The sequence below is a fragment of the Candidatus Baltobacteraceae bacterium genome (assembly GCA_035502855.1).
Classification (GTDB): Bacteria; Vulcanimicrobiota; Vulcanimicrobiia; order Vulcanimicrobiales; family Vulcanimicrobiaceae; genus Aquilonibacter.
The window spans coordinates 169,678-183,407 of record DATJTX010000031.1 but is presented as its reverse complement, the minus strand read 5'-3'; the positions used below and the strand labels follow the sequence as shown (position 1 = coordinate 183,407).

The window sequence follows — 13,730 nt, the reverse complement described above, 5'->3', positions numbered from 1 at the left end:
AGCCGAAGAGATAGGGAATGTCCAACGATCAGGCTGCGGGCTTGGCGTCGCTGGAAGCACCGACGATGGTTACTATCGGCGGCGCACCGGCTGTTATGGCAATCATCGAACACTTGAGCGCCTCCGAGTGCCGGATGCGTTCGGTCAAGCTTTTCGATTTCGGAGCACGGATCGAGTTCAACGCGGTGCTATCCGGATCGCAGCCGATTCCACTGGTGGGCGTAATCGCTTCGCACAAACAGAACGGCGCGCGTTACGCGTACGTCGTAGGGCTCGACACGACGACCGAGCAAGGCGAGGCGATCTTGCGCGCGGTTGCCGCCGCTCGATCGCGTGGTCCGGCGCCGGTCAGCGTGCCGGACGTGCCGAGCACCAATGGATTGACCCGCACGAGCGTTCGCATCCCGGTCGATTTCGAGGTTCGCTGCACGCACGCTGCGGCGGACTACGCCGTGCGGGCAACGGACCTCTCGAGCGGCGGCCTCTTGATGAACTCGAACCACACGTTCCCCGTTGGCGCGTCTCTCGAGCTGCGGCTTCCGATTGGCAACGAGCCGGTAGCCGTGCACGGACGAGTCGTCGCGCATCAAGCAGCCAGCCCGAATTACAACATCGCCTTCTACGACGTGACGCATGAAGCGCGCGAACGCATCGAGCGCTACATCGACTCACGTCTCGTCACGTAGCTCTTTTCGGATATCGCATCGCGCATGGCCGGTGAGCACCCCGCATCGCTCGTCTCTTTGGAGGCCCCGACGATGGTCAGTTCCGGCGGTAAAGCGCCGGTGATGGCGATCATCGAAGAGATCAGCGCAGCCGAGTGCCGGATGCGATCGGTAAATTTTTTTGCCAGCGGAGCGGACGTGGAATTCAGCGTCGTCCTCCACGGCTCCGCGCCGATCCCGCTCCGCGGCACGATCGCGTCGGCGACACGGAACGGTTCGCGTTTGGCCTACGTCGTCGTTCTGGAATCGACGGTGCGGGAAGCGTACGCGATCGCCCGTGCCGTCGGAATCGCACGGGCGCGCTCGCAGCCGCATGCGCCCGAGGTGCACACCGGAAACGGGCTGACGCGTTCCAGCGTACGCGTTCCGGTCGATTTCGCGTTCCATTACGCGCAGGCCGGAAGCGAAGGGGTGGCGCGGGCAACGAACCTCTCGACCGGCGGACTGCTCATGAATTCGCACGAGAGGCTGGCCGTCGGCGCGGCGCTCGAGCTTCGCCTCCCGCTCGGGCAAGAGATGACCCGCCTCCACGGCCGAATCGTCGCGCATCAAGCGGACACCACGAGCTACAACCTCGCGTTCTACGACATAAGCAACGCAGCGCGCGATGCACTCGCGCGCTACGTTGACGCTCATCTAACCAATAAATAGGCCTACTTCGGATAGGTCATGTCTTTGGGGACCACATACGTATCGAAGTCTTGCGCGCTCACGTGGCCGAGCGCAAGCGCTGCGTCTTTGAGCGTCGTCCCTTCGTGGTGCGCCTTCTTGGCGATCTCCGCCGCTTTGTCGTAGCCGATCTTCGGCGCGAGTGCGGTAACGGTCATCAGCGACTGCGCCAAGTACTTGGCGATCACCGGCTCGTTGGCTTGCAGTCCCTCGACCGCGTGTTCGCGGAACATCGTACACGTATCGCGCAGAAGATTGCTGCTGTGCAGGAAGTTCGAGATCATCACCGGGTTGAAGACGTTCAGTTCGAAGTTTCCCTGCGAGGCGCCGAAGCTGATCGCCACGTCATTGCCGAAGACCTGCGCCACGACCATCGTCATCGCTTCGGATTGCGTCGGATTCACCTTGCCCGGCATGATCGAGCTGCCCGGCTCGTTCTCCGGCAGAATCAGCTCCCCGATTCCGGCGCGCGGGCCCGATGCTAGCCAGCGAACATCGTTGGCGATCTTCATCAACGCCGCACCGAGCGTCTTGAGCGCACCCGAGGCGAAGACGAAGTCGTCGTGCGAAGCGAGCGCGGTGAACTTGTTGGGATGCGAGCGGAACGGCAGCCCCGTCAGCTCACTCAGTTTCTTGGCCATGCGCTCGGCGAATTCGGGGTGTGCGTTGAGCCCGGTGCCGACTGCCGTTCCGCCGATCGCAAGATCGTAGAGATGGTTGAGCGATTCTTTGATCGCGACCATTGCGCGGTCCAACTGCGTCACGTAGCCTGAAAACTCTTGACCGAGCGTGAGCGGCGTCGCATCTTGGAGATGAGTGCGGCCGACCTTGACGATGCCTTTCCACTGCTTGGCTTTGACGTCGAGCGCGTCGCGGAGCTTCTGCACGGCGGGCAGCATGTTGACGACGGCTTCCGCGGCCGCCATGTGCATCGCGGTCGGGAACGTGTCGTTCGACGACTGCGACATGTTGACGTGATCGTTCGGATGAATCGGCTTTTTCGAACCCATCTCACCGCCCGCGATCTCGATCGCGCGGTTTGAAATGACCTCGTTCACGTTCATGTTGGTCTGCGTGCCCGAGCCGGTCTGCCAAATGCGCAGCGGGAAGTGGGCATCGAGTTTGCCGGCGATCACTTCGTCGGCGGCCTGCACGATCAATTTGGTCTTCTCGTCGTCGAGCTTGCCGAGATCGTGGTTGACCAGCGCCGCTGCCTTCTTGAGCTGCGCCATCGCAACGATCACTTGCTTGGGCATGCGGTCCTTCGGCCAGCTGCCTTCACCGATGTCGAAATGGATGAGCGAACGCGCCGATTGCGCGCCGTAGTACTTGTCCGCGGGAACCTCGATCTTGCCCATCGAGTCCGACTCGACGCGCGTTTTGACTGCCCCGTTGGCGGTGCTGCTTACAGTCGTCATGGCCTATCTATCTTCGACGAGCGAAGCCCATCTCTGCCCTGACCTAGGTCGCAAGTTCAGAACGAGGCGAACCTATGCCGGCTGAAGACCAGCCTTGAGCGGGCACTCGCAGAGCCACGGCGCTCCGCTTTCATCCGCATAGGTCTGCCCACACGGAAAGTCCCAATGGAATCCGTGGCGGCACACGACACAAGATACCTCCTTCAGGGGGCCCTGGAGGTCATCGAAGCTGACGAACCGTGGATCGAAAGCAAGGGGTGAAAAGATATGGCGGCGGAGGTAGGCCAGGAACTCCAGGTCGGTCATGACGCGTACGTGATGAAGATTCAGCTGGTGTTGGAGCGGCTTTGGTAACGCTTGCAAGTCCATGTCACGGGACACGATAATCGATGCCTGCCCCACGATCGCCGTTTCGAAGAGATAATCGTCTGCGGGGTCAACGCATCCGAAAACCTGATGTTTCAGAAAGACAATCGCGTCGGGGTTAGAGGCAATGATTTCGACCAGCTCTACGACCTCGTAATCTTGGAGACCGAGCGCCTTGAGCGTCTCGGCAGTTTCACCGATCAGCTTTCCCGTCACCAGCACCTCGAATAATCCGAGGCGCCAAAGTCGTACTATCTCGGCAGAAGACGAGCGCCGGCTTACGAGTCCGGGAGCGAGCACGTTTGCGTCGAGCACAACCCTAAGACGGATCATTGCTAATGGGCCTTCCCGCCTCTACGAACGCTGCGGAGCGCATCATCAACACGGCTCTCCGGAACATCGCCCAGCCGCTGATGAACTCGCTGCTGCCACTCCCCCAGCCGGGCAGCCCAATCGCCACGCGCGAACTCCTCGCGCAGCAGTCGATCGATCGCCTCGCGAACGAGGTCGGAAACGGAAGAATCCCGGTCGGCGGCTAGCGTCCGCAGCGCCTTCTTCTGGTCCTCGTCGAGGTAGATTTGCGTCCGTCTCATACGGCAAACATACACCATATACATCAAGTTGGCAAGGTGTATGCAGGCCGGCCTCTCATGCCCGGCTCCGCACCGATGTATAATCGTCGTACTCTCCGCGCACGGGGTTCGACCGCACACTGGAACAGATGCACGAGCCTTTGGCTCCCTCCCGTCGCAGCGTAATCCTTGCGGCCTGCTCTGAACTCTTCGAGCATCGCGGCTATTACGGTACGTCCCTGCGGATGATCGCGCGCGCGTCCGGCATGACGGCCTCGCTCCTGCAAAAATATTTCCCTACCAAAGAGTCGATCATCGCGGCGTTCGTCGAACAGGCGATCGACGAGATCGATGCGTTCGTTGCGATCTTGCGCGCGGACTCGGCGACGATCGATGACCCGCATGAGCTCTTACGCCACGTTGGCGAGGCGCTGGTCGCCATGCTCGACAAGAAGCGCGGATTTTTCATGACGTGGATGATGTGCCCGGAGCTGATCGAGCCCTATCGCGATTCGCTGCCGCACTTCCTCACCGCCGGGCACAAGACGCTCGCGCAGGCGCTCTCCAAACAGACCGGCTTATCATTCGAAGTCGCATTCCTGCGCGTCCGTATTTTCTTCGGCGCCATCTTCACGGCGGTTATCTTTTACGATCATCTCGGCTTTCCCGGAACCCGCGAAGAGGCGATGTCCGAACGCCTCGAACGCGTGGTAGAGTCGGTACTGTGCGAACCCTCGTGGAAAGAGGAATCGCTCGCGCTGATGTAAGCGCTACCAGCCGCGCCGCGCAGCTTTTGCCGCGTCGAGCGTCGAGCCGATTGCCTCCATGCCGGTGATCTCGTAAATCGTGAGCGGAAATTTTGGATTGAACCGGCGTTTGTCGCAGCGGGGGCAACTCGCCGGTTTTCCCGGGCGCTTGCGCCGCAGCACTTCGAAGGCGCACTGCTCGCAGCGCAGGATGTAGCGTTTACTCGACTCGTTGAGCGGGCGCACGTTGCCGAGGTCATGGTAGATCGAGGTGAGCCCGCACTCGCGCATCTTCTTCTTGAAACGCGCGCCGTGACCGGTATCGCGCCAGCGTGCGTAGCACCACGCGTGGACCATCTCGTGGAGCAACGTTTCTTCCAGCGCTTGCGGATACTTGCGAAAGTGTTTGGGCGAGAGTTCGATCAGCAGCGGATGGCCGGAATAGGTAATCCGCCCAGCCGAATTCGAGAAACGCGCGTTGTAGCGGATGCGGCAGTCCGGGATCTCGCCGTTGAAATGCTCGTAGTTCAGACGAGCAAAGAGGAGTTGGAGATCGGCTTCACTCGGGGTCACAAATGAATCGCTTCGCCCTGCGTCCAAACGAATCTTCGTGTCAGATCAAGGCCGGCGCGGGCTTCCTCCGCGCATCTACCTCCCCATCGTCGTGGTGATCGCGGTCCTCTTCCTGGGCCTCATGGGCTATTTGGTCGCCCTCGGCTTCGGCGTGACCGGTTCGGTTTTCGGCAAGAGCGGCAACGCCGCGTCGGTCGTACAAGGTTCAGCGGACAACGTGCAAGGCGGCGGCCCGCCGCCCGCCGTGATGGAGCAGCTCGCGACGCTGCGCGCGCGGATCGCGACGCATCCCCGCGACGACGTCGCGATCACGCAACTCGCCGACGAGTACCTGGCAGCGGGAAAATTCGCCCAGGCGATTCCACTCTACCGGCGCGCGCTCGCGGTCAACCCGAAGAACGTCGCGGCACAAACGGGACTAGCCGAAGCGCAGGAGAGCCTGCGCGAAACGCAACCGTGAGAATCTACGTCAGCGCCGACATGGAAGGAACCGCCGGCGTCTGCTCGTGGGCGCAGGTCGATCCGTCGAACGCGCACGAGTATCCCATCTATCGCCGCTACATGACGCGCGAAGTGCACGCCGCGATCGACGGCGCGCGCGAGACCGGCGCGCGCGAGTTCTTGATCAACGACTCGCACTGGGACATGCGCAACCTGCTCTGGGACGAGCTTCCGCCCGACGTGCGCGTGATCTCCGGTGCGCGCAAGCCGTTCTCGATGGCGCAAGGGGCCGAGCAGCGATTCGACGCCGCCTTCTTCACCGGGTACCACGCCCGGATCGGCGAGGCCAACGCCGTGCTCGCGCACACCTACAGCGACGCCACGCTCTACGACGTGCGCGTCAACGGAATGCCGTGCACCGAAGCGCTGCTCAACGCGGCAATCCTGGGTCTCTACGACACACCGGTCGTTCTGGTGACCGGCGATCGCGCAACGATCGAGTCGGTCAGGGCCGCGCTGCCGTGGATCACCGGCGTCGCGGTGAAGGACGCCATCGGCTACTACAGCGCCAATTCACTCACGCCGGCGGCAGCGTGCGCGGCGATACGGGACGGTGCGCGCGAAGCGCTTGCCGGGCTGCCGCACGCCAAGCCGTTCACCTTCGATCCGCCGATCGAACTCGTCATCGAGACCCTCAAGGTCGAGCAAGCCGATTTCATGGAACTGCTCCCGCGCATCGAGCGCATCGGCGCGCGGGCGATCCGCTTTCGGCACGACGACTATCTCACCGTCTTTCGCGCGTTTTTAGCCGCGATGCGCATCGGCAGCGCGGCGAATCAGCCGGCATGAAGCTCTATCTCTCGACCGACATGGAAGGCGTCGCCGGCGTCTGCGCCTGGCAGCAAGTCGACGCGCGCACGCCGCATCCCGAGTACGCGCTCTACCGCCGCTACTACACCCTCGAAGTCGCCGCCGCGATCGAGGGCGCGCGCCGGGCGGGCGCCGGCGAGGTCCTGGTCAACGATTCGCACGGCCCGATGCGCAATCTGCTCTTCGACGACTTGCCGGACGACGTTCGCGTGATCTTCGGCAATCGCAAACCGTATTCGATGGTGCAAGACGCGAATTCGGGGTTCGGCGGGGCGTTCTTCGTCGGCTACCACGGCGGAATCGGCGAGGCCGACGCGGTGCTCTGCCATACGTATACCCCCGCGGTGATCTACGAATTGCGGCTGAACGGCGTGCGCTGCAGCGAAGCGACGATCAATGCCGCACTGCTCGGCGCGGAGAGCGTGCCGCTGCTGATGATCACCGGCGACCGTACGACGGTCGAAGGCGTGCAGGCGCAGATGCCGTGGGTGCACGGCGTGATCGTCAAGGAATCGATCGGCACGTTCAGCGCCGATTCGCTCTCGCCGGCCGCCGCGCAGCGCGCGATCGCCGACGGCGCCGCGTACGCACTCGCCAACGCCGGGAAGGCGAAGCCGTTCGTCCTTGCCTCACCCATCGAGATGCGCGTGACGCTCGCCAAGACGGAGCAAGCCGACTACGTTGCGATCATCCCCGGCTTCGAGCGCAGCGGCTCGCGCGAAGTCCGTTTCGTCGACGACGACATCCACACGATCTTCAAAGCGTTCGTCGCCACCTTCCGCCTCGGCGCGCTGGCCTAGTTCACTTCACGTCACATTGAACCGTCTTCACGCTATCTTGAAGGCATGAAGACCGGCTACTGCCTGCAACGGACTGCCGACCCCGACATCGCCGAGATCGCCGCGCTGATCGGTGAGCGCGGACGCGCCGCGATGCTGATGGCTCTGCTCGACGGGCGGGAACTGACCGCCTCGGAGCTCGCCCTGCGCGCCGGAATGTCGCCGCAAGCGGCCACGGCGCATTTGAAAAAACTCGCTGCCGCCGGACTGTTGGCCGTCCGTCCCGCCGGCCGAAATCGGTTCTTTCGGATCGGTTCGGCGGAGGTCGGCCACGCGGTCGAGGGGCTGGCGGCGATCGCACCGCCGGCGCGCATCGTTGCCCTCGGGCAGAGCACTGCGCTCGAACGCCTGCGGCGCGCGCGCTCGTGTTACGACCATCTGGCCGGCGAACTCGGCGTCGGCGTAACCCACCGCTTCATCGAGCGCGGCGCCATCGTCAATCGCGGCAGCGCGTTCGAACTCACCCCGAGCGGAGAGCGGCTGCTGCACGAATTCGGCATCGACGTCGAGCGCGCGCGCGCACAGCGGCGCAGCTTTGCGCGCACCTGTCTGGACTGGACGCAGCGCCGGCCGCACTTGGCCGGAAGCCTCGGCGCGTCGGTCTTCGATCTCTTTCTGCGCAATTCGTGGGTGACGCGCAGCTCCTCCGAACGTTCGCTGCGCGTCACGCCCGAAGGACGTCACGCGCTCGAAGCGCATTTTGGGTTGACGTGGAGGGACTGACGCCGATCACCGCGGTCCTCGCAGAAAACCCGTATCCCTATTATGCGCGGCTGGTTGAAGAACGGCCGTTTTATTACGACGACGAGCTGCGGACATGGGTCGCCTCGAGCATGGCCGTCGTCGACGCCGTATTGAGCAACGACGTGCTTCGCGTCCGGCCGGTGAGCGAGCCCATCCCCGCGATCATGCGGGGAAGCGCGCTCGGCGAGGTCTTTGCGCGCATGGTTCGCATGAACGACGGCGCTCGCCACGACGCGATGCGGCTCGTCGTCAGGCGCATGATCGAAGAGCCGGAGCGTGCGCTCGCGGGCGGCGAGCCCCGGACGGATTCCGATCTCCTGCACACGTGGATGTTCGAATATCCGACTCATGTCGTCGCTTCGATGCTCGGCGTTCCGCGCGAAGAGCAGCGAGGAATCGCCGCCCACGCCCGCGCCCTTGCGCGCGCGATTGCTCCGAACGCGCAATTGCATGACGTGCAGCGGGCCGACGCCTCGGTCGAAGCGTTGCACGTCGTGTTCTCATCGCGCTTTCACGACGAAAACGAACGTGCCAATGCAATCGGATTGCTGTTTCAAACCTATGACGCGACCGCCGGCCTGATCGGCAACACGCTATATCAGCTGTGCGTTGCCTCGCCCGAGGTGCGTGAGGAGGCGTTGCGAGATCGAACGACGCTCGCGCGGTTCGTCGCCGAGGTGCTCCGGCTCGACCCGCCGGTCCACAATACGCGGCGCTTTGCGGCCGGCGACACGGTGATCGACGGAACGGCGATACCCGGCGGTGAGACGATCCTCGTACTGCTCGCCGCCGCGGGCTGCACGTTCGGCCTCGGCATCCACGCGTGCATCGCGGCGCAGCTCGCGACCGAACTCGCCGCATTCGCCGTAGCGCGCGTGCATGCGTCCGGTCTCGAGATCGCCGCGCTCAAGCGCGACGGCTTTCATCGCTCGCTGAACGTCCGGATTCCCCGCTTCGCGCAGTGACGATTTACGCCCGTTTGCGCTGATCGACGACGCGCACCGCTTTCCCCTGCGAGCGCGGGATCGTACCCGGTTCGAGCACGTCGATCGTCATCGTCACGCCGGCATACGCCTTGATCGTCGCCGCCAGCGCGCGCGCACATTCGGCATGATGCGCCTGCGGCACGCCGGCTTGCACCTCGACCCGCAGCGTGACTTCGTCGAGTGCGCCGCTGCGGGTGAGGTGAATCTGGTAATGGGGCGAGAGCCGCGGGTCGCGCACGACCAGTTCTTCGAGTTGCGAGGGAAAGACGTTGACCCCGCGCACGATCAGCATGTCATCCGAGCGTCCGGTGATGCGTTCCAGCCGGCGCATTCCCGGACGCGCCGTTCCCGGCAAGAGCCGGGTCAGATCACGGGTCCGGTAGCGAATCGCCGGCAACGCCTCTTTGGTCAGCGTGGTTAGCACGAGTTCGCCGAACGCGCCCTCGGGAAGGACCGCGCCGGTTTCGGGATCGATGATTTCCGGATAGAAATGATCTTCCCAGAGCGTGAGTCCGTCTTTGGTCTCGATACATTCGACCGCAACGCCCGGTCCCATGATCTCGGAGAGCCCGTAGATGTCGACCGCGTCGATCCCGAGGAGCGTCTCGATCTGCGCGCGCATCTCGAGCGTCCACGGCTCCGCGCCGAAAATGCCGATCTCGAGACTGCAGGCGTGCGGGTCGAGTCCTTGCCGCACCATCTCTTCCGCGATCGCGAGCATGTAGCTCGGCGTCACCAAGATGATGCGCGGCTGCAAATCCGCGATGAGCTGCACCTGCCGTTCGGTTTGTCCACCCGAGATCGGAATCACGGTACAGCCGAGCCGCTCCGCGCCGTAATGAGCGCCCAGTCCGCCGGTGAAGAGGCCGTAGCCGTAGGATACCTGCGCGACATCGCCCGGACGCCCGCCGGCGGCGCGAATCGAACGCGCCATCAGATTGGTCCATGTCTCGATGTCGCCGCGCGTGTACCCGACCACGGTCGCTTTACCGGTCGTACCGCTCGAAGCATGCAGACGGACGATCTGCTCGCGGGGCACGGCGAAGAGCCCGAAGGGATAGTGCTCGCGAAAATGCTTCTTCTCCAAGAACGGGAAGCGCGAGAGATCGCCGAACGCGCGCAGGTCGTGCGGGTGCGCGCCCGCGCGCTCGAAGGCCTCGCGGTAGAACGGCACGCGTTCGTAGGCGCCTCTCACCGCCGCGCGCAGTCGCTCGAGCTGCAGCGCCGCGAGTTCGTCGCGGCTTGCGCGCTCGATCGGTTCGAGTTCCGCTGCGCTCACACGCGCTCCACGGCGAGCGCGATGCCTTGGCCGACGCCGATGCACATCGTCGCGAGCGCGCGCTTCGCGCCGCGTTCCGTCAGTTCCAGCGTTGCGGTCAGCACCAGACGCGCGCCGCTCATGCCCAGCGGATGACCGAGCGCGATCGCACCGCCGTTCGGATTGACGTGCTCGGCATCGTCCGGCAAGCCCAGTTCACGCATCGTCGCGAGTGCTTGCGCGGCAAAGGCCTCATTGAGTTCGATGACGTCGAAGTCGCTCAGCGTCAGACCCGTCCGCGCAAGCAATTTCCGGGTTGCGAAAATCGGACCGATGCCCATGACGCGCGGCGCCACGCCGGCCGTCGACGCGGCCGTGACGCGGGCGCGCGGCTTCAACCCGAAGCGCTCGACGGCGCGTTCCGAGGCGATAATCAAGGCCGCCGCTCCATCGTTGATGCCGGACGCGTTGCCGGCGGTCACCGTCCCGCCGGGGCGAAAGGGCGCCGGCAGCGCCGCGAGTTTCTCGAGTGAGGTTTCGCGCGGATGTTCGTCGCGCTCGACCATCACCGTCGCTTTTCCGTTTCGCACCGCAACGCCGACGATCTCGCGAGCCAGCCGCCCCGAGTCGATGGCGGCAGCCGCGCGCTGCTGCGAGCGCAGGGCGAACGCGTCTTGATCGGCACGGCTCACGTTGAATTCGGCAGCGACGTTTTCGGCCGTCTCGGGCATGCTGTCGATGCCGTAGCGCTCCTTCATCGCCGGATTGACGAAGCGCCAGCCGATCGTCGTATCGAACAGCGCGTTCTCGCGGGTGAACGGCGCCGCGGACTTGGGCATAACGAACGGCGCGCGCGTCATGCTTTCGACGCCGCCCGCGATCGCCAAATCGATGTCACCCGCGGCGATCGCGCGCGCCGCGCACGCGACCGCGTCCATGCCTGAACCGCACAGCCGGTTGATCGTCGCTCCGGGAACGCGCTCGGGCAGGCCGGCGAGCAGCGCGGCCATGCGCGCGACGTTGCGGTTGTCCTCACCGGCTTGATTGGCGCATCCCATGTACACGTCATCGATGGCAGCGGGATCGAGCAGCTGATTGCGCTCCAGCAGCGCGACGATCGGAAGCGCCGCAAGATTATCGGTCCGCACCGCGGCCAGACTGCCGCCGTAGCGTCCGATCGGCGTGCGCACGCCGTCGCAGATAAAAGCCGAAGTCCCGTTCACCAAGGTTCCCCTCTCTCGAGCACGTTGCCGCGAACCGCGGCCGAATAACCGCGAAAAATGGCGACCACGCGTCCGTCGCCGCCGGTAATCGTCGCGTCGTAGATGCCGAACCGTCCGGTCAGATTCGTTTCGCGGCATTCGACCACCAGCCGCTCACCCTCCCGTCCCGGGCTGAGGTAGGAGATCGAGCAGTGCTGCGCAACCGACGCGACGTTGCGCGAATTGCACGCGAACGCAAACGCCGAATCGGCCAGGGTGAAGATCGCGCCGCCGTGCGCGGTCTGATGGCCGTTGATCATCTCCGGCAGCAGCGTCATAGAAAGCTTCGCGTAACCCGGTGCAACCGCGTCGATCGTCATCCCCGCGGCGTGCGAGGCGCGATCGCGCGCGAACATCGCTTGCGCGCAGCGTTCGGCCAAATCTTGCGCTTCCTCGACGCTCATCGGCCTTGGAACTGCGGCGCGCGCTTGGCGGCAAAGGCCTCGACGCCTTCGCGATAATCGCCGGTTGCGCCCAGCACGCGCTGCAGCCCGCATTCGCGTTCGAGCGCGGCCTCGAGCGTCGAACCCGCGCCGGCGTCGATCGCCGTTTTGATCGCACCGAGCGCGGCGGTCGGCGCCTGCGCGAGCGTACGCGCCAGCATCTCGCACGTTTCGTCCAATTCGGCGTCGTCGACCACCGACCAAATCGCGCCCCATGCGTGGGCCTGCTCCGCGCTGATCCGTTCGCCGAGCATTGCGAGCGCGACCGCGCGCGCCCGTCCGAAGAGGCGCGGCAGCATCCAAGTGCCGCCCGAATCCGGCAGCAAGCCGATCCGCGAGAACGACTCGATGAACGAGGCCGAGCGCGCCGCCACGACGATATCGGCGGCGAAAGCGAGGTTCGCGCCGGCGCCCGCAGCGACGCCGTTCACCCGCGCGAGGATCGGCTTGGGCAAGGCGCGCATCGCGCGGACGACCGGATTGTAGCAGCGCTCGATCGTCGCGCCCAAATCGCTCCCCGGCGCGACACCCGGATCCGCGAGATCCTGCCCCGCACAAAACGCACGTCCCGCGCCGGTCAAGAGCACGACGCGCACGTTCGCCTCGCCCGCGGCTTGCTCGAACGCCGCGCGCAGTTCGCCGGCCAGCGCCGCGTCGATCGCGTTGAGTTTCTCGGGGCGATTCAGCGTGACGCGCAGGATGCCGGCGTCGCGCGCGACTTGCACGGCGCTCATACGAGCTGTGCCGCGATCGCGTCGACGTCGAGCGTGAGTTCCTCCGAGACCGGATGGCTCTGGCACATCAGAATTACCCCGCTGCGCACTTCGTAGTCTTCGAGCGCGAAATGCACGTCCATATCCACCTCTCCCGCGGTCAGCTGCGCGCGGCACGACGAACAGACGCCGCCCTTGCACGAAAACGGCAAGTCGATCCCTTGCCGCAAGCCTGCTTCGAGCACGGTTTCCGTATCCTTGCGGATCTCGAATGTCCGCGCCGTTCCGTCGAGCACGACGCTGGCGTGCACGATTCGCTCGGGCTGATTGCGCGCCCGTTCGCGGCGTTCCCGAGCGGCGGCGCCGTCGGTTGCGAAGCGCTCCACGATCGTGCGCTCGCGCGGAAACTCGCGTTCGTCCAGCGCCGCCACGACCCCCTCCATCATCGATTCCGGTCCGCAGATGAAGACGTAGTCGGTCGCGTCGAGATCGATCCAGCCGCGGCAGAGCGTGAGCATCCGCTCGCGATCGATGCGGCCGTTGAATGCGTCGATATCCTGCCGCTCGCGGCTGGTCACGAAGATCAGCGCGAGACGATCCAGGTAGCGGTCCTTGAGACGCTGCAGCTCCTCGCGAAACATCGTCGTCGACGCCGAGCGGTTTCCGTACACGAGCGTGAAGCTACTGTGCGGTTCGCACTCGAGCGTCGTCTCGATCAGCGAGAGCACCGGCGTGATGCCGCTGCCGGCCGCGACCGCCAGATAGCTGCGCTGCGCCTGCGCGTCGAGCGGAACGAAGAAGCGGCCCTGCGGCGCAGCGACTTCGAGCTCATCGCCCACCTGCAACGATCCGTGCGCCCAGCTCGAGAAGACGCCGTCATCGACGCGTTTGATCGCCACGCGCAACCGTCCTGAGCGCGGGTTGGCGCAGATCGAATACGAACGCCGATGCTCCTCGTCGCCGATCGCGGCGCGCAGCGTCAGGTACTGCCCCTGCGTGAACGCGAACGTCTCACGCAAATCTTCGGGCACGGTGAATTCCACCACGACCGCGTCGCGTGTGTCCTTGCGAACGTGCCACACCGGCAGACGGTAGAACTCCATGT

The 13,730-nt window shown here is 64.7% G+C and carries 17 protein-coding genes; 9 read left to right on the top strand and 8 right to left on the bottom strand.

Translation table 11 applies throughout. The features are described 5' to 3' along the window. Positions 1-17: 17 nt before the first annotated feature. Positions 18-686, top strand: coding sequence for a PilZ domain-containing protein (locus VMF11_13425; protein HTU71306.1), 669 nt, complete (start codon positions 18-20; stop codon positions 684-686). A gap of 24 nt (positions 687-710) precedes the next feature. Next, entirely contained in the window at positions 711-1,376 is a 666-nt protein-coding gene (locus VMF11_13420; protein HTU71305.1) for a PilZ domain-containing protein, read from the top strand. Between the two features lie 2 nt (positions 1,377-1,378). Here VMF11_13420 and fumC read toward each other — a convergent pair whose 3' ends face one another. Next, a complete protein-coding gene (gene fumC, locus VMF11_13415; GenBank protein HTU71304.1) occupies positions 1,379-2,812 on the bottom strand; it encodes a class II fumarate hydratase in 1,434 nt (477 codons plus the stop codon). Between the two features lie 72 nt (positions 2,813-2,884). Beyond that, a complete protein-coding gene (locus VMF11_13410; protein HTU71303.1) occupies positions 2,885-3,511 on the bottom strand; it encodes a putative toxin-antitoxin system toxin component, PIN family in 627 nt (208 codons plus the stop codon). 5 nt (positions 3,512-3,516) lie between these two features. Between VMF11_13410 and VMF11_13405 the strand changes: the two genes are divergently transcribed. Next, the gene (locus tag VMF11_13405) at positions 3,517-3,717 is read left to right on the top strand and encodes a hypothetical protein (GenBank protein ID HTU71302.1); all 201 of its coding nucleotides are present in this window, start codon (positions 3,517-3,519) and stop codon (positions 3,715-3,717) included. Between the two features lie 194 nt (positions 3,718-3,911). Next, positions 3,912-4,517: a TetR/AcrR family transcriptional regulator gene (locus VMF11_13400; protein HTU71301.1), complete on the top strand. Its 606-nt coding sequence runs from the start codon at positions 3,912-3,914 to the stop codon at positions 4,515-4,517. 3 nt (positions 4,518-4,520) lie between these two features. Here the strand turns inward: VMF11_13400 and VMF11_13395 are convergent, their stop codons facing one another. Next, on the bottom strand, positions 4,521-5,069 hold the full coding sequence (locus VMF11_13395) for a SprT family zinc-dependent metalloprotease (protein ID HTU71300.1): 549 nt from the start codon (positions 5,067-5,069) through the stop codon (positions 4,521-4,523). A gap of 37 nt (positions 5,070-5,106) precedes the next feature. On the opposite strand from VMF11_13395, the gene VMF11_13390 reads away from it, so the two are divergent. Genes VMF11_13390 through VMF11_13370 form a run of 5 tightly spaced genes read left to right on the top strand, consistent with a single transcriptional unit; the run spans position 5,107 to position 8,928 of the window. Next, a complete protein-coding gene (locus tag VMF11_13390) occupies positions 5,107-5,529 on the top strand; it encodes a tetratricopeptide repeat protein (GenBank protein ID HTU71299.1) in 423 nt (140 codons plus the stop codon). Continuing rightward, on the top strand, positions 5,526-6,359 hold the full coding sequence (locus tag VMF11_13385; GenBank protein HTU71298.1) for a M55 family metallopeptidase: 834 nt from the start codon (positions 5,526-5,528) through the stop codon (positions 6,357-6,359). Before VMF11_13390 ends, VMF11_13385 begins: the two co-directional genes overlap by 4 nt. Beyond that, positions 6,356-7,180, top strand: a complete 825-nt coding sequence (locus tag VMF11_13380) for a M55 family metallopeptidase (GenBank protein HTU71297.1) — start codon at positions 6,356-6,358, stop codon at positions 7,178-7,180. The genes VMF11_13385 and VMF11_13380 overlap by 4 nt, the downstream gene beginning before the upstream one ends. 45 nt (positions 7,181-7,225) lie before the next feature. After that, positions 7,226-7,942, top strand: a complete 717-nt coding sequence (locus tag VMF11_13375; protein HTU71296.1) for a helix-turn-helix transcriptional regulator — start codon at positions 7,226-7,228, stop codon at positions 7,940-7,942. Next, positions 7,930-8,928, top strand: a complete 999-nt coding sequence (locus VMF11_13370) for a cytochrome P450 (GenBank protein ID HTU71295.1) — start codon at positions 7,930-7,932, stop codon at positions 8,926-8,928. The genes VMF11_13375 and VMF11_13370 overlap by 13 nt, the downstream gene beginning before the upstream one ends. 4 nt (positions 8,929-8,932) lie before the next feature. Here the strand turns inward: VMF11_13370 and paaK are convergent, their stop codons facing one another. From paaK to VMF11_13345, 5 genes are read right to left on the bottom strand one after another with little or no spacing between them, the layout of a single operon-like run. Beyond that, on the bottom strand, positions 8,933-10,228 hold the full coding sequence (gene paaK / locus VMF11_13365) for a phenylacetate--CoA ligase PaaK (protein ID HTU71294.1): 1,296 nt from the start codon (positions 10,226-10,228) through the stop codon (positions 8,933-8,935). Next, positions 10,225-11,430, bottom strand: coding sequence for a 3-oxoadipyl-CoA thiolase (pcaF, locus tag VMF11_13360; protein HTU71293.1), 1,206 nt, complete (start codon positions 11,428-11,430; stop codon positions 10,225-10,227). Before pcaF ends, paaK begins: the two co-directional genes overlap by 4 nt. Next, the gene (paaI, locus tag VMF11_13355; protein HTU71292.1) at positions 11,427-11,873 is read right to left on the bottom strand and encodes a hydroxyphenylacetyl-CoA thioesterase PaaI; all 447 of its coding nucleotides are present in this window, start codon (positions 11,871-11,873) and stop codon (positions 11,427-11,429) included. The genes pcaF and paaI overlap by 4 nt, the downstream gene beginning before the upstream one ends. Beyond that, the gene (locus VMF11_13350) at positions 11,870-12,646 is read right to left on the bottom strand and encodes an enoyl-CoA hydratase-related protein (protein HTU71291.1); all 777 of its coding nucleotides are present in this window, start codon (positions 12,644-12,646) and stop codon (positions 11,870-11,872) included. Before VMF11_13350 ends, paaI begins: the two co-directional genes overlap by 4 nt. Beyond that, positions 12,643-13,728: a 2Fe-2S iron-sulfur cluster-binding protein gene (locus VMF11_13345; GenBank protein ID HTU71290.1), complete on the bottom strand. Its 1,086-nt coding sequence runs from the start codon at positions 13,726-13,728 to the stop codon at positions 12,643-12,645. Before VMF11_13345 ends, VMF11_13350 begins: the two co-directional genes overlap by 4 nt. Positions 13,729-13,730: the final 2 nt, after the last annotated feature.